We start from the raw sequence: 22,426 nt of genomic DNA on the forward strand, positions 1-22,426 counted from the left end.
TCATTTCACCTATCTTCCTACGGTTCCCATGCCGTTGATGATTTTATCGAGCATTTCGTCCTGGAGGGTAATCATTCGGGCTGATGCGTTGTAGGCATGCTGGAACTGGATCATATTTGTCATTTCTTCGTCTAATGATACTGAGCTAACTGACTTCCGGCGATTTTCCACCGACTCTCTCAGTGAGCCGCTATTTTGAGTAAGCCGGACAGCTTCTTGCGACTTAACTGCCATGCCGCCGATTACACCTTCATAGTAATTACGGAAGTTGGCTTGTTCGTTATCTCCGGCATAATCAAACTTATCATTAATGATATTTGCAAGCTTTAAGATATTCGTAGAATCACCGATTGTCGCATTCGCAATGTCTGACCCATCAGCAGTTGCGATGTTATCCAAGCTCTGATTGATTGCATCTGCCAACTGAATCCTGCTTGCAAACCCTTTACGTTGAAGATCAGCATTCTCGGAATCAGCAAAAAATGCATTACCAGCCTTCGTCTTGTTAGCAATGTCATTAGGGCTCATTCCTTCCTTGTGCACATTGTTAAACTCCGTCGCAAAGGTAAATGCAAGGTTATCCAACTCGGTGATCATTTCAGGATAAACTCCAGCCACCTTGCCATTTGCTTCATACCCATATGAATCTACTAAAGCTTTAAGCTTTCCTGTTGAATTTAATTCTGTAAAGTTAAACTTAGAATCGCCAATAGATAACGTCTTAACCGATTCATCTGCGCCATCAAAGTTTACAGTCAGATTGTTATTACGGTCACCGCTGACAAGGATCCCTAGCTCTTTCCCGCTGTCACTGACCATCTTGATGACTGCCTGTCCATCAGCCATTTTAAGTGAGCCGCCACCTGAGTTTGTGTAATCAACTTTAATATTCACCAGTGACGCTAATTGATCGATCAAACGGTCGCGCTCATCATATAAATCGTTTGGCAAATAACCATGTGGTTCGACATCTGCTATCTGACCGTTAATTTTACTAATCTGATAAGTTAACGAATTAATTTCTTTTTCGGTAACAGAGACCTCATTCTTCAAATCTCGTTGAATGGAAGAAAGAGAATTGTGAAGATAGTTGAACGTTTCTGCAACAGCAATCCCACGCTGGCGAACAACGGATCGCGCCCCCGGATTTGTCGGGTTCACCGCTAAGTCCTGCAGCGACTGCCAAAACTGGTCCATCGTCTTCGCAAGGCCAGATTCAGAAGGCTCATTCAATACTTCCTCAAGTTTTGTGTACGCCTCAGCCCTAGTTTCCCAGTAGCCCAGCTTATTATTTTCACTGCGGTACTGGATATCCAGAAAGCTTTCCCTCACACGCTGGATCGATCCAGCCTTGACGCCTGTTCCTACCTGCCCAGGAATCTGCGGGCGGTTAAGCGACGCATTTGGGTAAGGTTCTGTTTGCTCAAAGTTAATGCGCTGACGTGTATAACCAGGTGTGTTCGCATTTGAAATATTGTGTCCGGTTGTATGTAAAGCGCTCTGTTGCGTGAACATTCCGCGGCGCGCTGTTTCTAATCCCATAAAGGTTGAACGCATTTTCGTTCCTCCAAATATTATGCTTTTGAGTTGAACATTCCCGGTGATTGACCAGGCTTTGCTTTTTTGCCGGCTGGTGGTCCGTAATTGATTTCCTTTTCCTGCGGCATCACAAGACTTTTTGAAAAATTGATGAATTGCAATGACTGATGGATCATTTGCTGGTTTAATTCATTCCGAGCCTTTATTTCTGAAATGACCTCTACTAGATCTGCTTTAATTTTTAGAAGCTGATTCTTCTCCACTGGATTTGCCTCTGCTATTTCCTGTAAAGACGCATCGGGGGAAATACTTCTAGATACAGCCTGCCGCTCTTGCTCCAGCTTATTGATCGCAGCCATATGTGCTTGCTCATCCTTCAAGAGCTGATCGAGGGCAGCTGTGTCTCCTTTTTTCACGATACCGGTTTTCTTAACCGTCAATTCGTAAAGGCTTTTATGCAATTTAAGCATTTTATTCATGATGACAGTAAGTGATTCAGCAGACATAGACTGCCCTCCTTATTAGGCATAAAGAAACACTCGCTGCGAGACGAGTATTTTCCTTATTTATTACGATAGAAATTGATGATACTCTTTGCTGTTTCTTTTGAATCCAGTTTATACGTTCCGTTTTCCACCTGGATTTTCAATTCCTCAACCTTTTGCTTGCGATCCACAGAAATCTGGGAAAGCTGCTGCATTTCTTTTGCAGTCGAAGAAATCTCCACCTTATCAGCCTTTTTATTTTGCGAAGATGCTGCTGCATCCAGTTTGTTCATCTGGCGTTTATATGGATTGATCCCCGATGGGCCAAAGTTATTATTTATTTTCATCGTCTAAACCTCACTTTCAGAACGATTTCTACTTTTATTATCGGCAATCATCCGCCGATATTTAATGATTCTTTTCACCTAATCTCTGTGCGTGAAAAAAGTCGCACGTTTTGCCAGTTCTCGCTTTCTTTGTTCCTCATATTCAACCGTTTTCAAATCAGCTCTTAGACTGCTTGAACAGGATGCGCAGAGTCTTCCTTCACGTATAATGCTTCCACATTTATCACATGGATAGCCAAAGTTCGGAAATTGTGTAAGTTGGAACCTGCCTGCTTTAATGAACTTTAAAATCAACTCTTCAGAGACACCTGTAGCTTCTACAACTTGTATGATTGTCGCAGCTCTATTTTCACGCTTTCTCATGAACTTAGCCACTGTATCATACGCTGCCTCTTCTTCTTTCCAGCATTTTTCACAAACATCACGAAATTTATTTTTCACATATAGCGAATCACATTTTTGGCAATTTTGAAGGTCCAAGGTCCCTTCCTCCTTCAATTTTATCTCAATCAGCGTGCCAAAGTGAATGAATACACCTTCGCCGCTCCATTTTCCCTTAGTATTTTGGCCGCATGCCTCAGCGTTGAGCCTGTAGTATATATATCGTCAATCAGCACAATTGTTTTACTGTTTAGATTTAGGTCTGAATCGAATTTGAAGACCTGCTGTAGATGAATTCGATCTGAACGCGATTTTTTTGACTGTTTTTCGGTATGGACTCTGGATAACAGTTGGGTTGATTCAAAGCCAGCTGTGGTAATTATGGCTTCCGCCTGGTTGAAACCTCTTTCATATAGTCGTTCTTCACTGAGCGGGATGGGAACAACATAATCATATTGCAAAGCTTGCAAAGCCTGTCGGAGATCTTCCGAAAAAATCTCCGCAAGTACATAGTCCCCGCGGAATTTGAATTGGGCCAGCACATCTTTTGTAAAATCGGTATACCGATAAAGTGAGCGGTTTCGATCTAGGCTCCCACTCCAGTGCTCATCTTCCTCCCATCGCTTGCAATCGAAGCATAGATTACCCAATCTATACTCCGCTTCCAAAAAGGCAAATGGCCTGCCGCACATCTCGCATACTTCACCTGTGATCGGAGCAAAGTTCTCTTTGCATTCTCTGCAAACCTTTGAGACTTCTTTTATGCCAAGAAGAGTGTTCCAAGACAGAATAGCTTCAACCTCCGCATGGCAAATCAGACAGTGATCCCCTTTCATACATCAATCAGCCCTTTCTTGATTCCTTCTTTATTCATCATCATAATCTGGCTTCTGGCACTGAGCATCGCTTCGGTTTTACCATAATGAAAAAACGTAACACTCCCTGTCGGATACTCAGCACTCCTTCCTGCCCGCCCGGCAATCTGAACGAGAGCGCTCTCGGTAAAAACCCTGTCCTCCGACCCGATCACGGCAACATCGATATTAGGGATCGTAACACCTCGTTCAAGGATGGTTGTGGTAAGCAAGATGGGGATTTCTTTGTTTCGAAACTTCATGACTTTTTCTTTTCTGTCAGGATCTTCTGCATGGACCATTTCAATGAGAGGATGCAATTGACGAAAGAGGGTGAGGATTTTGTCTATGGATTTGATTTTTGGAGCAAAAATCAGTGCTTGTTTGCCTCTGGCTAATCTAGCTTCTATCCATTTCATAATATTTGGAGGAAGTTTCCCTTTAGACAGTTTTTTCTCCCAGTTCCCGGACCACACAAACTGTGGTACCGGCAGCGGATGCCTATGAAAGCGGGCAGGAATCGTAACATAATTTCTTTTTCCTAAACGACATTCCTTCTGCCATTGTCTTTTAGGGGTGGCAGTTAAGTAAATCAACGAGGAAGTTGGTTTTCTGGATTGCTGAACGGCATATTGGAGAGTTTCGTCAATTGAATAAGGAAAGGCATCGACTTCATCCACAATCATCACGTCGAACGACCTGTAAAAGCGAAGCAGCTGATGCGTTGTGGCGATGGTAAGCTGGGCATACTCATGACGGTCTTCACTGCCGCCATAGAGAGCAGCAATCTTTATATTTGGAAACACTTTTTTCAATCGAGGTGCCAATTCCAAAACCACATCCGTCCTAGGAGTAGCCACACATACCCGTTTGCCTGTGGATAAAGCCTGTGCAATCCCGGCAAATAACACTTCCGTTTTACCTGCCCCTGCAACTGCCCAGACAAGCAGCTCTGATGAGTTTTCCACAGCTTCCACAACTCTTAGAGAAGCAGCCTTCTGCCCTTCTGACAATTCACCTCTCCACTGAAGTGGCTCCGTCACTTGATCAAACCCCGGTTCCGGTCCAGCCCAGCTGACAAGCGACGTGCATTCACTCACCCTCCCCATCATCAAACACTTGCGGCAATAGAAATCTGCTTTTCCACAACGCGAACAGGGAAACTCCGCAAACCATGAAGGATCTGTCGTACCGCATCTTGTACAGGAAAGTGGCTTCTGCTTAACTCCCTTGCGGTATGCTAAATAACTTAGTTCATGGTGCTTCTGTATTTCTTCCATCAAAAAAGGCAAATCCTCCAATAGCAGCTGTTTTCCAGTCAGCAATCTTTGTAGTTCAGGATTGTAGTGGAAAGAGCGATTTGTGGATAACGGGGGCAACTGCGGAAGTTCCATGTCGGTGAATACCCATTCATCAACAGAATATTCAGTGTTGGGAATTAAATTTTCTTCTTTTATCAAAGTTAATCACAGCCTTTTGTGGATTTTCATGTGGATAACACGGTTTTTATGTGGATAATGTGGGTTATTTTGTTGGTAAGTGTCTGTTCGAGTTAATGTAAGCGGTTATTACTGTGGATAAGTAAAGGTAGTATGTAAAATATCTGTTAGTAAGTGGATTTTTTTGTTGATAACTACTGTTTTTATGTGGACAATCAGAAAAGCGCAAGCGCCTTGGTCAGCCCCGACAAGCGCTGGAGGGCCGACCGGTGAAGTAGTTCTTTGACTTCATTGGGCGGACCGAAGCGAATCGAGGGGATAGGCGCTGGAGCTGGACAAAGAAAAAAACGCCAAATCCCCCTACACGGATCTGGCGCTTCATCATAGTTGTAAGAACTTTTCCGTAGTTATTTCTTGTACCAGCCCATCCCCATTGATCCTTCTCCAAGATGGGTTCCGATGACTGGGCCAAAGTAGCTTAACATGAATTCAACATTCGGGAACTGAGCCTCTAGCTCGCTTTTCCATTCTAGTGCTTGTGCTTCACGATTGGCATGGATGACAACCGCCCGGTACTCATCGCCGCTGTTGGCATCTTCCGCTAACAATTCAACGACACGGTTCATCGCCTTCTTACGAGTACGGACCTTTTCATACGGCACAATCTTCTTGTCCTCAAAATGAAGCAAAGGCTTCACCTGCAATAAGCTTCCGATCAACGCCTGGGCACTGGATAACCGGCCGCCGCGCTGAAGGTGGCTTAAATCGTCCACCATGAAGTATGCACAAATGGATTTCTTCACTTCATTCAAGCGCTCGATGATCTTCTCAGGCTCAACACCCTGCTTTGCCAACTCTGCAGCTTCCAGCGCATAAAAACCTTGGACCATGGCGCTGATTTCAGAATCAAATGGATATACCTTTATACCATCTACCATTTCCCCTGCACTCACTGCGCCCTGGTACGTGCCGCTAATCCCGCTCGACAAATGGATACTTATTACCGAGTCGTAATCCTTGGCCAATTTTTCAAAAAGCTCGACGAACTCGCCAATCGGAGGCATAGAAGTCGTCGGAAGCTCACGATGCTTCACTTCCTCGTAAAACTCTTCTGCACTTATATCTATATCTTCTCTATATGTCTCATGATCGAAAATCACGCTCAACGGAATCATGTGGATATTCCATTTCTCCCGCAACTCTTTCGGGATGTAAGCAGTGCTATCCGTGATAACTGCCGTTTTCATTATAATATTACCATCCTTATGTTTTTCTCTACAGTATGTACAATCCCATTTTATATGAACTTCCTGCAAAATGCATTCTTTCAGGAAAACTATTTGGGTAAAGAATTTTGGAAGTGCGGAAACTGGTTGGATAGTACAGTTTTCGTGTCTCATATTGTTTCTTATAAGACCTTTTTGGGTTTGCACTCATTTCCCTGCGGTTTGACCTTGATTAGTTTTGCACGAAAAGTAGTGGCAGAAAACTTTTATCAAAGAAAAATAATTTTTACAGCGACATTTTTGTTTTTATAGCGAGTTTATCACTTATATAGCGACTTTCTTGTTTTTATAGCGATTTCGTCATTTATATAGCGACTTTTTCGTTTATATAGCGAACTGGAAAAAACAGCTGATTTTTCCCAGCCAAAATCCAAGTAGTTCTGCACCAAATTTCAGGATTATAGGTTTCTATATCACCTTCCACCGGCCAATCACCCGAATCTGTATCTGATAAAATTAAAAAACGCTGGCAATCGATTGCACAGCGTTACAAATTTAAGAGACGTATGAACAATTTGAACTTTCCAATCCTCTATTATTAATTTCTTCTTCCAGCATTTCAATAAAGGTTACATCTAAATTTAACAGAGTAGCCTTTTGGTAAGCTTCTAGTAATTTTTCATCTGTTAAGTCCAATAGCGTAGATATTTTGACCACCCCTTCGATTTACTGTTCCCTAATTATATCGGAATTTATTAAGATTTTGTAAATCTCTGGCGGTTTTTTTGTCGTATTTTTCCAACAAAAAACGACAAAAAACCACATTCATCATGTCGACAAATGTGGTTTCTTTTGTTATCGAACTTCTACCCATCCATTCTTTATGGCAACTACTACTGCCTGGGTACGGTCGTTAACATTCATTTTTTGCAAAATATTGCTTACGTGGTTCTTGACTGTCTTCTCACTGATAAACAGCGCTTCACCAATTCCTCTGTTGCTCTTGCCATCGGCTAAAAGCTGGAGGACTTCACATTCGCGGCGAGTCAGCAGGTGAAGCGGACGTCGTATTTCCACAGGGGAAACATACTTATCTTGTCCATTTTCATCCTCAGAAAGACGTCGGTATTCTTTTACCAGGTTGTGGGTTACACGCGGGTGCAGATATGAGCCCCCATCTGCAACTACTTTTACAGCTTCGACTAATGCATCGGCATCCATTTCTTTTAATAGATAACCTGTTGCGCCAGTTCTAAGTGCATGGGTTACATAATTTTCATCATCATGGATGGATAGAATGATAACCTTTGACTCTGGATACTTTTCAATCAGGTTAGCTGTCGCTTCCACACCATTTGTATTAGGCATGTTGATATCCATAATGACAACGTCTGGCTGATGCTGATCAACTAGCTGGATTGCTTCGCTGCCATCGTCTCCTTCAGCAACTACTTCAAAAGACGGTTCAAAATCCAGGATCCGTTTTACCCCTTCTCTGAATAATTGATGGTCGTCAATAATGACAATCTTGGTTGTCATACATTCGCCCTCCCTTACGGCTTCTGTCTCTATTTTTTATCTCTAGTGGCGGCTATAGCCGCAATTGCTCTTTTTAATGATTCAATGGTATTTGGATAATAACCAGCGTCCCTGCACTAATTTTTGAATGAATGGCGAGCTCACCTTCAAGCAGTTCGACTCTTTCCTTGATTCCAAGGATGCCAAAAGACTCAGGCTTCCTGTCGTTGATATCGAAACCATTTCCATCGTCTTTTATGACTACCATAACATTGTCTTTTTTAATCTCCAGCTTCACCTGGATCAAATGAGCATTCGCATGCTTGAGCGCATTTTGAACCGATTCCTGAACCATTCGGAACAGCGCAACTTCATACTTAGCAGGGAGTCGATGATCGGTCCCAATATTAATGAATTCAATTTTTGTGGAACTATGATACTCTTCGATTGTCTGTAAATATTTTTTGAGGGTAGGAACAAGACCGAGGTCGTCAAGAGCCATTGGCCTTAAGTCATAAATGATTCTTCGGACCTCATATAGTGCGCTTCGCACCATTTTTTTCATATCCTTGATTTCTTTGATTGCTTCGTTTGCGCTTCGCTCTTTATAAACCTTTTCAATCAAATCCGAGCGCATCATCACATTTGCCAGCATCTGTGCTGGACCGTCATGAATCTCACGTGAAAGGCGTTTACGCTCTTCTTCCTGAGCTTGTATGATTTTTAGTCCGAAGTCCTGTTTTTCTTTTGCCGTTTCAAGCGCTTCACCCATTTTCCTTATATCACTCATCATATAGTTCATGACTACTGAGATTTGGGAAACAAGATGTTCTGCCCGTTCAATCGTTTCGTTTAGACCAATCAATCTCCGCTCTAGATCGTCGCGTTTTTCACGGAGCTGTTTTTCTGTCTGTCGGTTCAATGTCAGGTCCATCTGAAGCTTATGAGCAACTTCATATGCTTCCCTGACTTGTATTTCAGTGTAATCTTTAAAATGCTTGCTCACTTCAGAAAGCCGCTTCCTCGCAGACCTTACCTGCATTTCAAGCTTATCGCCCTCATTAATGATCTGTGCGACTTTTCGCTTGATTTCCTGGAGCTCCTGCGTGATAGATTCAAAGTCATTCCTGCATTCTTCTCCAATTCGGAAGATTTCATCTTTGCTGTTACCGACAGTCTCTATCATTTTTTCCAAAATGATATCCAGTGTTTTGCTGTCGAATTGTTTAATTACCATGAATAACTCCCCCACGGGTGGCACTTAATGATATTTTAGCGTGAAAAGTTATTTGTTACTAATATCAACAAGAAAATCATGCCATTTTTAACAAAAATCGTCATAAAGACATAGTTTTGATTTTTCATTCTAAGTCTTATATCCTATAATTCTAGGAGATAAACCTCCAATTGCATACAAAAAACTTTCTTCCAAATAATGTTTCCGCAACAATGAAAGGCTGTCAGACCACTAACTATTATAACATTCAAACACTTGCCCTGTATTAAAGTTATATTACAATCATAAGACATGTTGTTTGTGGCTAACTTGATACTTATAATGATTATATGAATTGTAGCATTAACACCGTTTCGGGAAAATAGAAATCGATGTGAAGGTGGCCGCAATCTATTGGGAAAATTTTTAATAGAGAGGAGCAGGAGACATGCTTCCTAGCTACTTTACTGTAAAAGGACATGGAATCAACGAAATAGAGATTCAAAAGTCTCGGTTCATTGCGTATATCTCTAGGGCCGAAACAGAGGAACAAGCACAGCAGTTTATCATGGACATAAAAAAGAAGAACTGGAATGCAACCCATAACTGCTCAGCCTATCTGATCGGAGAGAATGATCAAATCCAGAAAGCGAATGATGATGGCGAACCAAGCGGCACTGCCGGCGTTCCCATTCTCGAAGTCCTTAAAAAGAAACAATTAAAAGATACGGTCGTTGTCGTAACTAGATATTTCGGCGGTATAAAACTTGGGGCAGGCGGGCTGATTCGTGCTTATGGGAAAGCAACCTCTGAAGGACTTTCAGCAACGGGTATTGTTGAACGGAAGCTGATGCAGGTGATGCACACGACGATTGATTATACTCTGCTTGGAAAAGTAGAAAATGAACTACGATCATCAGTTTATCAATTAAAACATATCCATTATCTCGATAAGGTAACATTGGAAACCTATGTTGAGGAAGCAAAGAAAAACGAGTTTACCGAATGGATGGTCGAACTATCTAATGGTCAGGCAGAAATCCATGATGGAGAGGTTATTTATATGGAGGAAGACCTCTGACAAAAATTTGAATTTACTATAGAAGAAATAAATTGTAAAATGAAGTTTAGGCGAATTAATAATTCCCAAAGTTTTTAGACACATATACCTATTTAAGGAAAAGGAGAATATCATGGTTTCTGAACGACGCTCTTCTCTTAATAGCAAGAGAAGGAAGAGAAAAAGACTTGTCCGTTGGATTTTGATGCCTATACTATTGATTTTTGTGGCTGCTGCTGGATATGGAGCATTCTTATATACAAAAGCCGAAACCGTTATGGAAAAATCGTACAAACCAATTGAACGTGAAAAGACTCGTCCAGATGTGGATCCATTCGAAGAGAATATTTCTGTTCTCTTTATCGGAGTAGATGACAGCGAGACTAGGAAGTTCGAGAAAGGCTCAAGAACAGATGCATTGATGCTTGCGACTTTCAACCAAAATGACAAGTCGATTAAACTGTTGAGCATTCCACGTGATTCCTACGTATCCATTCCTGGCCGAACAAACAAAACGAGAATCAACCATGCCCATGCTTATGGGGGAGTTGAATTGACCCTTGAAACAGTGGAAGATTTATTGGATGTACCTATTGATTATTATGTGAAAATGAATTTTAATGCATTCATTGATGTTATTGATGCATTAAACGGTATTGAAGTGAATGTTCCTTACAACCTCGTTGAACAGGATTCAAACGACCGTGCCGGAGCAATCAGGCTTACGGAAGGATTACAAACTTTAGACGGCGAAGAAGCATTGGCACTTGCAAGAACTAGACACTATGACAATGATATTGAACGCGGCAAACGTCAGCAGGAAATTATCAAAGCGATTATCTCTAAAGCTGCATCTGCTGGATCTGTTACAAAATATGCGAATGTTATCGAGGCAGTTGGCGACAATATGACCACCGATTTAAGTTTTGATGAAATGAAGTCCTTCATTGAGTTTGCTACTGCAGGAAAAAATCTTAACACTGAAACATTAACACTTGCAGGTTCTGATTTAACCCTCGGCGGAGCTTACTACTATCAACTTGATGAAGCTGCTCTCCAGGAAACGAAGCTTAAACTGCAAACCCACCTTAACCTTGCTGGTAATGATTCATCATCAATTGAATCGACATCAATCAATACAAACGAAACTGCTTCACAAGACCCTTCTAATTAAGAAGGGTTTTTTTATTGGACTGATACATAAAAAAATAGTGACTCCTTTCTAATCCATTTACCACTGTATTAGTATTCCAAACCTAAAAAATAACCCTTTGCCTTGAGGCAAAGGGTTATTCCATATTTAGCGGTCTCTCGCTTGTGAATATTTCACTGTCCTGAATATTTTTAATAATGGTCTGTAGTTTTTACCGACAAGTCCAATGCTTTCAGCAATGATCTCAATAAGCAGAAGGAGAATCGCAATCAGTACAAAAGATCCCCAAAGCTTTGCTTGTGAAAAGATGACTGCTGCTAATCCGAAGAATGCAGCCATTGCATAAATCATTAGCACTGTTTGTCTATGTGTATAACCAAGGCGAAGCAAGCAGTGGTGCAAATGTGATTTATCTGGCGCAGAAAGCGGCTGTTTATTGACAATCCTGCGGATGATCGCAAAAAATGTATCAGAAATTGGTACTCCGAGTATAATAACCGGGACAATGAATGAAATGAATGTTACGTTTTTGAATCCCAGTAATGATAAGACTGCAATCATGTATCCAAGAAACAAAGCACCTGTATCACCCATGAATATTTTTGCCGGGTGGAAGTTATAAATCAAGAAGCCAAGCGTTGATGCTAAAACAATGGATGCAAGCATGACTGTATACTGGTCACCCATGATAATCGCCATTCCAGAAATGGTGATCAAGGCAATAGATGAAACTCCAGCTGCCAGTCCATCCAACCCATCAATCAGGTTAATCGCATTCGTAATACCAACAATCCAGAAAATAGTGATCGGTATGCTCAAAAATCCAAATTGGATTTGTGAATCGATGAATGGAATGTTGATGAATGTAACCTGGACTCCGCCCCAGACTACTACAAGGCCTGCTGCGGCAAGTTGTCCAAGCATCTTGATTTTTGCAGATAGTTCCATCATGTCATCCAGTACGCCAGTGATGATGATGATCAAGCTTCCTAAAATAATGGCTGTATTATACTCGGCCTCTGGACGAAGTATCAAAAGACCGATTACAAAGCTTATATATATGGCAAGTCCGCCTAGGCGCGGCATTACTTTTGCGTGTACTTTACGCTGATTAGGTGCATCAGTCGCACCAATTTTCAAAGCCAATTTTTTAACTAAAGGAGTTATAAGGATGGAAGCGATAAAACATACTATTAAGGTTACATAAACCATGAAGATCCTCCTCAAATGTATCTTGCCCATAGACGTAATAAAGAAAACAAGTAAATTCAATCCAACAAAGTATTCGACGATGAAACACAAAATAAGTTTCTAATTTTATAGATTAAATTTTTAATAGACTAATATCGACAAATGTATCATGAGGAATTATAACACAGGTTATATCCATTGCAAATAGAATTCCCGTTTTCGAGAAGATAAAACTTTTAGGTTAATTATCTAAAAATTCAAAAATAAAGATAGACCTAAACAGTCAATAGGTCTATCTTCTCGAATCAATATGTTTTTATCCATGGAAAGTTTCTGTATATTATGGAAAGAGACTCCGAAACTACTATTTATTAAAAGCCGAGGCAGGATTTCCCCGCATTAAATCTCCATCATCACGAATGAGCTTCTTTTTATTCTCCATAACCGTGAAGATCGAGCCGACCATGATTAATGCAGCAAAAACCATGTTCTTGAATGAGAAGTCTCCGCCAAGGAACAGCACATCGATCAGGATCGCCCAGGCAGCGTAGGAAATATTCAAGCCCATTGCGCGTACAGGCCCGACAAGATTGATTGCCTGATAATAAAAGATGTAAGAAAGCGTACCAGCTAAGGCAATTAAAGCAATCAGCCAAGTAGCATTCGTGCTGAGTACTTGCACAGTCACTGAATGACCGACGAAAATCGGAATAATCAAGAGACCAAATATGACCGCAGAAGTGAATTGTCTGATCAATAGAGCCTGAATTGGAGAAACCTGGTCATCCTTCATTCCATAAGCTACAATTACGGATTCCATTCCCCAGCCAAAAACGCAGAGCAGTATAAAAACCAAGCCAATGGACACGGTGCTGCCGCTGATCAGGTTTCCTGAGTAACTTAGCAAGGTAATGGACAAGATACTTGTTAATAAGCCTGCCCAATTCTTCAGGGATAATTTATCCTTCAGCAAGATAAAGGCAAAGAATGCGCCGATTGCCGGGTAAATCGATGAAATCGTGGCAGTGAATGAAGCACCGATACTTTGGACAGACAGCACATAAAAGGTCATTCCGACCGGTCCGCCAAGAGTTGCTGCAAGGACGACGAAAAGGCCGCTTCTCGTTTTAAGTTTCTTGAATGTTAACCCAAGCTCCCCTTTCACCCCTAGCAGGATCATCATCCAGATGGACGACATTAAATCATGTAGGAAGGTACTGATCAATGGCGCTGCAAGTGCGATTTCTGCAAAAGACATAAATGTCGCCGATGCCAGGATGTATCCGATTAAAATTGTATCAATAGCCCAAAAAAGACCAGACGATAGACCGAGCGAAGCTCCCTTGATGGTTTTACTGTTCAATTTTGGCTGCCTCCCCGAACTTTTGTTTAAATAGCTGAATGTTCTCTTTCGCACGGTTGTAACGGTTTAGTCCATACGGCCCAAAATCGTCACCGCAGGCTTCCTTCAATAATGTCCAAACACTCCACAGGAAATCCTGGAATATCTTGCTGATTATAATTCGTTCTCTTTCCTGGATGGTTGGCGTTCCGTCAAAATACTGCTTCAGAAATAGCTCTTCCTCTTTCTCATCAAAGCCGCACTCCAATGAGAAAGCAGCGAGATCCCACAGCGGGTCATTCATTCCACTATATTCCCAATCAATTAAATAAAGGGTGTCATTCGTGCTTCTGACAAAGTTCTCTGGAACCGTGTCATTATGGCATGGTGCAGGTTGCACATGCATTTTTTCATAATAATTTTTAAGCTCAATAACCTGGTCCTTTACTTCTTCATAATCCTCGAAATAAGTTCCGCCAGCTTTATCAGTCAGCAGTTCATATACCGCCAGTGTTTTGAATGTATCAAATTCATTAATCATTTCAATGCCTGAAGAATGCAGCTTCTTTAAGGTCATTGCTACCTTCCTGATATTTTCAGGCCGTTTCGCAGTCTTCGGATTCAACGTCTCAGCATCTGTAATGAATCGTGCAATCTTCAATCCGGTTGTTTCATCAAAATATAGCTGTTCAGGATTGATTCCGAGTGCGGCTACCAATTCTGTATTTTTCTTTTCCTCGATCCTGTTTATCATATCCTGTGTGCCTGCGCCAGAAACCCTGACAACATAATCTTCATCACCAATGGTGGCTTTGAAGTTTTTGTTGGTCATTCCTCCAAAGGGCTTTACTTCTGTGATGATATTCTCATCAATATCAAGTGCTGAAGCAATTGTTTGCCGTAGTTCGTATTCTTTAAACAGTGCTTCCTTCCTTATTAACATTGGATAAGTCTTATCAATCACAGCTTGCAGCTGAGCTGTATTATCAACCTCAGCCCAGATCATATCTGAGATTTTTAAGAAGCCAATATTTATTTTTCTAGAGATATCAAGGAGCATATATTCGTAATTCATGAAAGGATTCTTATTAAATTCAAACTGTCGCAGCATTTCCCTGTAAACATCGATTGAGACCTTCGTAACTCCAATCATCTCTCCATCTATACGGTTCATTTGATGGATGTCCTTTGAAATCTTATATAAATAGCCGTTCCTGATTTCAATATATGCTTCGTCACCAGACCCACTTTCTTTTGTTACGAGGATACAATCCCTCTCTTTTTGGTCTAGCAACTCAATGATCGCGTTTTCTTCTATTAAAATATCATCCTCAATTAATATAAAATCATCGTTTAAAAATTCCCTTGCCGCAGCAAGAGAAGCCATCGAGCCTGTCCATAAATAATCCGCATTATGAACGAAGTGAATACCAGGGCGATTAGCAATTGAAGGATGTGCGTCAAATGCCCAGGCTTTGTAACCCGTGACTATGACAATTTTTTCAATACCATTCCTTGATAGGATATCCAGCGTTCTGTTAATCAAGGTGATCTCATCAATAGGAACCAGGCAAACAGGCTCCTGGAAATCATTTTTAGCTCCAGCAGCAAGGATCACTGCATTTTTGATGCGCTTTTTTCCGCTAGTATGAAGAGTGACCTTAGTAGACTGAAACTCTTCCAGCTCCTGTTTAAGATACTCTTTGCCAGATTCAGTGACTGTATATTGAAACTTCTTGCCGTTCTTGTTTATGTCTAATAATCCGTTAGCAAGAAGCTTATTGATCGTATAATTTACCTTCCCAGCTGAAATATTGCATTTTTCCGCTATCGCTTTTTGGCTTAAATCCGGGAATTTGGATATAGTTTCTAAAATATAGAAGTTATACAAACGAATCGTCCTCTCAATTTAATATTTATATAACCATTTATTAATCATTCATTTTTTGAACGATATAATCATATCAGTTCAAAATTTGAAAGTAAACTCGAAAATGGTCATTTTCTGTAAAAATATTGAATCTCTTACTCAATCTTTTCAGCCGATACTAGGAATGCTCTCATCATCAGACACAGAGATACAGTCAATTTGGCACAGAAAAAGGTCAGCAAAAATTTACTGACCTTTGAAAAACCTTACTTCAGCTGTGCAACATTGAAGTTGATGATTTGATTCCGGAATTCCTCAATGATTTTATCATTCTCTTCCTTAGAGGAAATACCTTTGTATTCAGCCATGTAATCAATCATCCAGTCGTTAATATAGCGGTAATAATGGACGCTGTCCATATAGTTCTTCGCAACATACGTAATGGATGATTCTGTTTGGAAATCATAGAGCTGGACGTTGTCATACTGGCTTAATTTTTCGTATACTGCCTCTTTGAACTTTGCCCTCTCCTCAAGATACTGAGGATTTTTCCGGTAAAATGAAACATGGTTGACGATTGGATACGGCGCATAAAACAGCTTGAATTTGATATCAGGGTTATTTTTTACGAGAGGGATCAAATTCGCCTCAAAAGATTTCATCATATATTCCACATGTTCATATTTCGGCAGTTGGCTGCTTTGCTCCAAACCATCGAGCTTGGCCGCCATGCTTTCAATTGATTGCGGCGGCACCCCGCCACCGAATTTATATAATGTTTCCACATCCCTCTTCCGTTCGTCACCTTCCTTGTTGGCTAAAATGTTATCATACATCACCTCAAAGGAATAGGAGTTGAACAGATATTTGATGTCGTTCCATTTGGAATCATCATATAAAAAATGCGGGAAGGTATTTTTCTCAGGTTCCAGAGTCCAGTCCGGTTCTTCGGCAAAAGAATAATAATTGATTTCCCAAATGATCGTCTTTAAATCCTGGTGCCTGATGGCGAGGTCGGCGACCATCGCCTGTTCCCTTGCCGTAGATGCAGGCAAGGCACCGTTGAAAGAGACAGTTTTCATTTTTTCATCTGCATGACTTTCGACAAAGTTCCGGCCCATCGAAGTAGATGTGAACAATGTTTCGTACTCCCTATTTTTCAGCAATCCAGGCATCTGGTACCTCTCGGTTGCCAGGTATTGCGGCCTATAAAGGGATTGCTCCCGATAATAGAATAAAGGGTCTACTATATAAATGAAAACGGCAATGATTCCGGCTAACAGTATGGAAAAAAGGACAAATAGCTTAATAAAAGATTTCTCGCGCATGATTCGCACCTCGTGCAATTTAGAAGTTGAAATAGAATTCACTTACCCTGTTCAAGTATAGTACTGATACGACAAAGAAAAATGCTGTTGCCACTGCATGTTTAATGGATGGCTGGAACAAGTTCATCTTTTCGATTGAATTTTTTGCAAAGAAAACGACAAGCAATCCGATTGCAAGCACAATAGCCAGATCCAGGCTGAAGAAGTAGGTTGCAACAGGGTAAGACCGCCCAGTAAATGTAAGGACAGATTGGGCCAATCCTTCTGGCAGGGTCAACGTATGGAAGCTGAACATCTTCTTGATCATGACATTCGCCTGGTCAATGCTGATTGCTCTGAAATACACCCATGCAACGTGGACGAACATGAAGGTGATGAACCAGGATACCACTTTTGGGAAAGAAAAACCTGTCCGGCTCCACCATCTGTACAGAATGCTTGCAAACCCATGCATCGCTCCCCAGACAATGAATGTCCAGCCTGCCCCATGCCAAAAGCCGCTTATGAAAAAGATCAAAAACAGATTGAAATAGGTCCTAGCCTGTCCCTTCCGATTTCCACCTAGAGGGATATAGACATATTGAGTAAAGAACCTTCCCAGAGTGATATGCCATCTTTTCCAAAATTCCTGGATGTTCAAAGACTTATATGGTGAATTGAAATTGATTGGCAGCACGATATTGAAAAGAAGGCCGATTCCGATTGCCATATCACAATAAGCGCTGAAATCAAAATACAGCTGGAAGGTGTAGGACAGCGTTGTAACCCAGCTGTCATACAGTGACAGTGATGCCATATTGTTGTAACCGTCATTTGCCCATAGAGCAAAGGTGTCCGCAATGATGACTTTCTTGAACAAACCAATCCCGAATATATAAAGCCCGCGGGAGATGTTCGCATAATTCATCTTCCAATTTTTCTTATCGTTGAATTGGGGCATGACCTCGCTATGGTGGACAATCGGCCCGGCAATCAACTGCGGGAAAAAGGTAACGAACAAAGAATAATCAAGAATATTGTAATCCTTCGTTTCCAATCGGTAGCTATCCACAAGGAAGGCAATCTGCTGGAAAGTGAAGAAACTGATTGCAAGCGGCAGCGCCAGGTTCAGCAGGTTTTGGTCAAGGCTGAAAAGCGCATTGAAATTTTCGATAAAAAAGTCAGAGTACTTATAATATCCAAGAAGCGCGATATTGATTGCAATTCCGACACTAACAACAAGCTTCCTGATGATGTGACTGACCTTTTCCCGGGACAGAATCTTGCCGAAGAAGAAGTTTACAAGAATAGAACCAATGATCAGTATGAGGTAGGATTCATTCCAATATCCATAAAAAAAGAATGAACTCAAAACAAGGAATGCTTTCCCTATGACTGGCTTGATCCGCAACAACGCAAAATAACCGATAAATACAATAGGAAGGAAAAAGAAAATAAAAGTATATGAATTAAACAGCATTCGATTATGCTTCCCTTCAGTAATGATGTTATCAACGGATAAATTCTATATGATTACCTTTTAAATGTAAATCACATAATAAAGAATAAATAATCTGCCACAAAATTGGAAGTCATCCAATCTTGATTAATTCGACAAAAAAAGTTATCATAGATGCTGGTTTAAATGAAAAATTCAAAAATATTTGCCTGTGTATAAAAATGCAAGATTGCAGCAGATGGCCATCACTTCCCGGGCTGATAAATTCCTCTAAAAGCGGTTTGACAAGGCAGTAAGGGGTCAGTGAACATCTTAGCGAACAATCAGCGCAGCCAGATATTTAAATAAATATAGAGGTTGGTAAATGATGAATATACTACGCAAAGACAGCATGATTTTGCTGCTGTCTGTCTTACTTGTTACTTTTAGCATCTTGGTTGGCAACACCTACATTGCGTTGGCTGCATCTGTCATCCTCGCCCTCTTCACTTTGATGAACAGGCAGGCGGGACTTCTGCTCCTCATTCTATTTGTATCATTGAGGCCCTTTTTAATCGAAATGAATTCCGGGCTAAAGATCACGGGTGACTTAATTATATTTGCCCTCTTGATTTGGACAGCTTATGACAACCGGAAAAACCTGAAAAACCTGTTCCAATTCCAGGTGTTCGAGCTGGCGTTCTTCGCCTTCCTGGCGGTGGGAATCATTTCCGCTTTGATTACCGGTGTCGAACTGATGGCAATCATCCTGCAGGTTCGTGCTTACATCCTGTTTTACCTGGTCTACTATGTTGTCAAGAGAATGGACCTTACGGAAGCATTCAAGAAAAGAGGAATCCTGCTGACATTCGTCACTGCTGTCATCCTGTCTATTCATGGGTTTGTTGAAAAGATATCTGATAAGACTGCTTTCATGCCAGAAGCATGGCAGAATTGGAGCCTTTCGAATACAAACCATATCCGGGTTTACGGTTTGCTAAAAGGGCCGAACGAATTAGCTCTATATCTGGCAATCGCATTCTTGATCTCACTTGCTTTATTCAATCATTTTAAAGGAAACAAAAGATGGCTGTTTTTAGCTGGCTTGTCCACGATTGGCGCAACCTTCCTGCTGACTTATTCACGTGGAGCTTTCCTTGCACTCTTTGTATTCGTTATTGCTTATTTCGTCTTTTTCCGTAACCTGAAGAGATTAGTGCCTATTTTGATGGTGACATTTGTATCGGCTGGCTTGTTCTATGCAGTAACAGCTACAGCAGATTTCTATCAAGACAATGTCCTGTATGCAGTCGATAACGTCGATGGTTCCGATGAGGAGGACGACCCTTCATCTAACAAGAATAAAGAGGAAACAGGCTACAACCGTTATAAGGAGGCTTTTTCTGAGGATACAATCGGCAAAAGCAGCGCTGACGGCAGGATTTATTATGTGACAAAGGCGATTGAAGTCTTCAAGGACCATCCAATCATCGGGACAGGCTTTGGAACATTCGGAGGAGCTGCTACACTTGCTTACTCTTCACCAATCTATGATGAATATGAGATTGGCTTCAATTTTTACTCAGATAATCAATATATCCTGACACTTGCTGAAACTGGCATTGTCGGCGTATTGATCCTGACTGTCTTTATTGTTTATCTATTGCTAATTACTATTAAAATTTATAAGCAGTCTGACCGCCCATTGGCGATCACCCTTGTCTTCTTCTTCGTGACAATGATGGTCGGGGGTCTAGTCTACAACATCCTTGAAAATGATACGTTCATGCTCTATTACTTCCTGGCATTAGGATTTGCCTTCCACAGGCTTAAACAACTGAAACATTAAGACATCCAAAGGACGATAGATATTTATCGTCCTTTCGGTTTATCCAGTTGCTGTTTGGATAAATATATATAGTTTTGCTCTTATCATCGATTTAATAGAATACAAAAATGAGAGAAAGGATTACCCTTCTATGAAAAAAGTATTTGACCGACTCAATCTTAATAAAGCGAAAATATGGTACATCCTTTTATTGCTGCTCGCCCCGCTCGTATCATTATTGGCGATCGAATCGATCCACCGCGGATCTTTTACAGCGGCGTTAAAATGGATCCAGGAAAGCAGCGCAGCATTTGTCATATCCTATTTATTCTTCCTGCTGTTTATCTCAACAGTATTGTTTATTCCGAAGAAATTATTCATTCCATTCATCATTCTGCAGCTAGCCTTCTTTTCTATCGTTGCGTTTGGCAGCTACCAGAAGTTCAAGCTTAGAGGGGATTATCTTACACCGACTGACCTCGGCCTTGTCAAGGAAGGTGCAGCCTTCGCAAACGTCCTTAACGGCTTTTTATCAGTGAAAATGGCCATGATGGCTATTATCATATTGGCTTTCATCTTTGGGATCGTCTATTATCTAATGAAAATCACAGAGCCGTTAAAATGGAAAATCCGTCTAATTCTCTCTGTTTTCGCCATTGCTGGAATAGCAGCAATATTGTTGAACCCCACGGTTTTCTCAATCAGGGCTTCGGCTGTCGGCAATGTGGAGGAATACCAGAAACTTGGACTGGTTGGCGGTTTCCTGAACCTGAAGGAAGAATCCAAAGTGGTCCATCCGACTGAATACAGCAAGCGAGAAATCAATAAGATCGTGGAATCCCTGCCTGAAACGGAAGGTGTGGACGAGGACTTCAAACCAAATGTGATTGTCGTTCTCGCGGAAGCATTCTGGGATCCTTTACTGCTGAAGAATCTATCATTTGAAGAGGATCCGATTCCTTATTTCAGATCTCTGACAAAGGAACATTCGTCAGGCGAGCTTCTTACTCATATTTTTGGCGGAGGGACCATCAACACGGAGCTGGAGATCATGACAGGAATGTCAACCCGCTTCCTTCCAGAGGGTAAGGAAAGTTATAACGCTCAAGTCAACCGGCCGATTGATGCCCTTCCTCACGTTTTCAGGAACCAGGGCTATAATACTACAGCAGTCCACACATTCAAGAACTGGTTCTATGACCGTAACCTTACGTATAAATGGCTTGGCTATGAAAAATTCGTCAGCATGGAGTTCTTCTCCAATCCGAAGATGATTGGTCCATATATCGATGACCGAGAGCTGATGGAACAGACAGTCGAAGAACTTAAGAAAACGGAAGGCCCTGACTTTATCAATACGGTTACCGTCTCTAGCCACGGTCCATACGATGATATTCGTTACGACCCGCTTCCTAGCTGTAAAAACACACCTCAGCTAACCAAGGTGCCTCAATACGTCCTTGACCTATACTGCCAGGTGCTAAAGGAAACGGATGATTCGATCAGGGTCTTGATTGAAGGTGTTAAAGAACTCGATGAACCAACAATGGTCGTGATTTACGGGGACCACCTCCCAATGCTTGGCTATGATTATGCCGTGTATCGTGAAGCCGACTACTTCAAGAGCATTCATGCCTACGAAGATTATTTAAAGCTTCAGACCACACCATTGCTCGTTTGGGATAATTACTCCGAAGGCAAGAAAGAAGACTTGCGGATGACGCCTAATTTCCTGGGCTCCTACATCCTTTCCCACGCCAAAAGGGACAAGTCGCCGATGTTTGCGATGGCTGAAAAAGTTTACGAGGAAGGCACACACGTCATTCCTAAAAAGCCCTTTTACGCTGATGAGAAAATCGATGAGAACAAACTCAAAGAGTATCAGCTCCTGCAATATGACACCTTGTTTGGCGAACAGTACAGCTACAAGAAGAATCCAGTGAAGCCACATGATGATTACTTCCTGGGCAGCGAGAAAATGAAAATCACGAAGCTAAAAATGACGGAAAAGGATAACCTCAAAGTCACCGGTAAGCATTTTGTCTCAAACGCTAAAGTCTTCGTGAACGGAGAGCAGCAAACAACCATCTTCAATGACGAGAAAACATTAATCGCTTCAGTACCAGAAAAATTCAAAGGTAAAGAACTAGAAGTTATTGTCAAGGTCCTCGACGATAAGGAAAATAGCATAGCTGAATCGAATGGGAAGAAGATGATGATGGAATAAGAAAA

General features: G+C 41.4%; 19 protein-coding genes. 4 read left to right on the top strand and 15 right to left on the bottom strand.

The annotated features are described in order from the left end of the window. Window positions 1-9: 9 nt before the first annotated feature. The 10 genes from flgK to LGO15_RS21855 all read right to left on the bottom strand — a co-directional run bounded on the left by flgK (window position 10) and on the right by LGO15_RS21855 (window position 9,026). Window positions 10-1,557 (bottom strand): flagellar hook-associated protein FlgK, encoded by a 1,548-nt coding sequence (flgK, locus tag LGO15_RS21810; RefSeq protein ID WP_226085908.1) that lies wholly within the window; start codon window positions 1,555-1,557, stop codon window positions 10-12. Between the two features lie 17 nt (window positions 1,558-1,574). After that, a complete protein-coding gene (locus LGO15_RS21815; protein WP_226085909.1) occupies window positions 1,575-2,045 on the bottom strand; it encodes a flagellar protein FlgN in 471 nt (156 codons plus the stop codon). A gap of 56 nt (window positions 2,046-2,101) precedes the next feature. After that, a complete protein-coding gene (flgM, locus tag LGO15_RS21820) occupies window positions 2,102-2,371 on the bottom strand; it encodes a flagellar biosynthesis anti-sigma factor FlgM (RefSeq protein ID WP_226085910.1) in 270 nt (89 codons plus the stop codon). Window positions 2,372-2,449: 78 nt separating this feature from the next. Continuing rightward, a complete protein-coding gene (locus tag LGO15_RS21825) occupies window positions 2,450-2,851 on the bottom strand; it encodes a TIGR03826 family flagellar region protein (protein WP_226085911.1) in 402 nt (133 codons plus the stop codon). A gap of 29 nt (window positions 2,852-2,880) precedes the next feature. After that, window positions 2,881-3,588, bottom strand: a complete 708-nt coding sequence (locus LGO15_RS21830; RefSeq protein WP_226085912.1) for a ComFC family protein — start codon at window positions 3,586-3,588, stop codon at window positions 2,881-2,883. Beyond that, the gene (locus LGO15_RS21835) at window positions 3,585-5,000 is read right to left on the bottom strand and encodes an ATP-dependent helicase ComFA (RefSeq protein ID WP_226087958.1); all 1,416 of its coding nucleotides are present in this window, start codon (window positions 4,998-5,000) and stop codon (window positions 3,585-3,587) included. Before LGO15_RS21835 ends, LGO15_RS21830 begins: the two co-directional genes overlap by 4 nt. Window positions 5,001-5,452: 452 nt before the next feature. Continuing rightward, the gene (locus tag LGO15_RS21840) at window positions 5,453-6,292 is read right to left on the bottom strand and encodes a DegV family protein (protein WP_226085913.1); all 840 of its coding nucleotides are present in this window, start codon (window positions 6,290-6,292) and stop codon (window positions 5,453-5,455) included. Window positions 6,293-6,826: 534 nt separating this feature from the next. Continuing rightward, a complete protein-coding gene (sda, locus tag LGO15_RS21845; RefSeq protein WP_226085914.1) occupies window positions 6,827-6,988 on the bottom strand; it encodes a sporulation histidine kinase inhibitor Sda in 162 nt (53 codons plus the stop codon). 138 nt (window positions 6,989-7,126) lie between these two features. Further along, on the bottom strand, window positions 7,127-7,810 hold the full coding sequence (locus LGO15_RS21850; protein ID WP_167833218.1) for a response regulator: 684 nt from the start codon (window positions 7,808-7,810) through the stop codon (window positions 7,127-7,129). A 73-nt stretch (window positions 7,811-7,883) separates the two neighbouring features. Beyond that, window positions 7,884-9,026 carry a sensor histidine kinase gene (locus LGO15_RS21855; protein WP_226085916.1) on the bottom strand — a complete coding sequence of 381 codons (1,143 nt, stop codon included), beginning with the start codon at window positions 9,024-9,026 and terminating at the stop codon, window positions 7,884-7,886. Between the two features lie 427 nt (window positions 9,027-9,453). Here LGO15_RS21855 and LGO15_RS21860 point away from each other — a divergent pair, with 427 nt between their 5' ends. Then, entirely contained in the window at window positions 9,454-10,086 is a 633-nt protein-coding gene (locus LGO15_RS21860) for a YigZ family protein (protein WP_226085918.1), read from the top strand. A 112-nt stretch (window positions 10,087-10,198) separates the two neighbouring features. Then, window positions 10,199-11,239 carry an LCP family protein gene (locus tag LGO15_RS21865; protein WP_226085920.1) on the top strand — a complete coding sequence of 347 codons (1,041 nt, stop codon included), beginning with the start codon at window positions 10,199-10,201 and terminating at the stop codon, window positions 11,237-11,239. A 126-nt stretch (window positions 11,240-11,365) separates the two neighbouring features. Here the strand turns inward: LGO15_RS21865 and LGO15_RS21870 are convergent, their stop codons facing one another. From LGO15_RS21870 to LGO15_RS21890, 5 genes are all read right to left on the bottom strand, one after another. Further along, on the bottom strand, window positions 11,366-12,430 hold the full coding sequence (locus LGO15_RS21870) for a glycosyltransferase family 4 protein (protein ID WP_226085922.1): 1,065 nt from the start codon (window positions 12,428-12,430) through the stop codon (window positions 11,366-11,368). Between the two features lie 343 nt (window positions 12,431-12,773). After that, a complete protein-coding gene (locus LGO15_RS21875; RefSeq protein ID WP_226085923.1) occupies window positions 12,774-13,772 on the bottom strand; it encodes a DMT family transporter in 999 nt (332 codons plus the stop codon). Then, window positions 13,762-15,642 (bottom strand): phosphotransferase, encoded by a 1,881-nt coding sequence (locus tag LGO15_RS21880; RefSeq protein WP_226085925.1) that lies wholly within the window; start codon window positions 15,640-15,642, stop codon window positions 13,762-13,764. Before LGO15_RS21880 ends, LGO15_RS21875 begins: the two co-directional genes overlap by 11 nt. 245 nt (window positions 15,643-15,887) lie before the next feature. Beyond that, window positions 15,888-16,949, bottom strand: coding sequence for a hypothetical protein (locus LGO15_RS21885; RefSeq protein ID WP_226085927.1), 1,062 nt, complete (start codon window positions 16,947-16,949; stop codon window positions 15,888-15,890). A gap of 19 nt (window positions 16,950-16,968) precedes the next feature. After that, window positions 16,969-18,408 carry an MBOAT family O-acyltransferase gene (locus LGO15_RS21890; RefSeq protein ID WP_226085928.1) on the bottom strand — a complete coding sequence of 480 codons (1,440 nt, stop codon included), beginning with the start codon at window positions 18,406-18,408 and terminating at the stop codon, window positions 16,969-16,971. A gap of 343 nt (window positions 18,409-18,751) precedes the next feature. Here LGO15_RS21890 and LGO15_RS21895 point away from each other — a divergent pair, with 343 nt between their 5' ends. Together LGO15_RS21895 and LGO15_RS21900 are read left to right on the top strand one after the other, a co-directional pair. Then, complete coding sequence (locus tag LGO15_RS21895; protein ID WP_226085929.1) at window positions 18,752-20,215, top strand: O-antigen ligase family protein; 1,464 nt, start codon at window positions 18,752-18,754, stop codon at window positions 20,213-20,215. 130 nt (window positions 20,216-20,345) lie between these two features. After that, a complete protein-coding gene (locus LGO15_RS21900) occupies window positions 20,346-22,421 on the top strand; it encodes an LTA synthase family protein (RefSeq protein WP_226085930.1) in 2,076 nt (691 codons plus the stop codon). The last annotated feature ends 5 nt before the right edge of the window (window positions 22,422-22,426 follow it).

Source organism: Mesobacillus sp. S13 (assembly GCF_020422885.1).
Lineage (GTDB): Bacteria > Bacillota > Bacilli > Bacillales > Cytobacillaceae > Mesobacillus > Mesobacillus selenatarsenatis_A.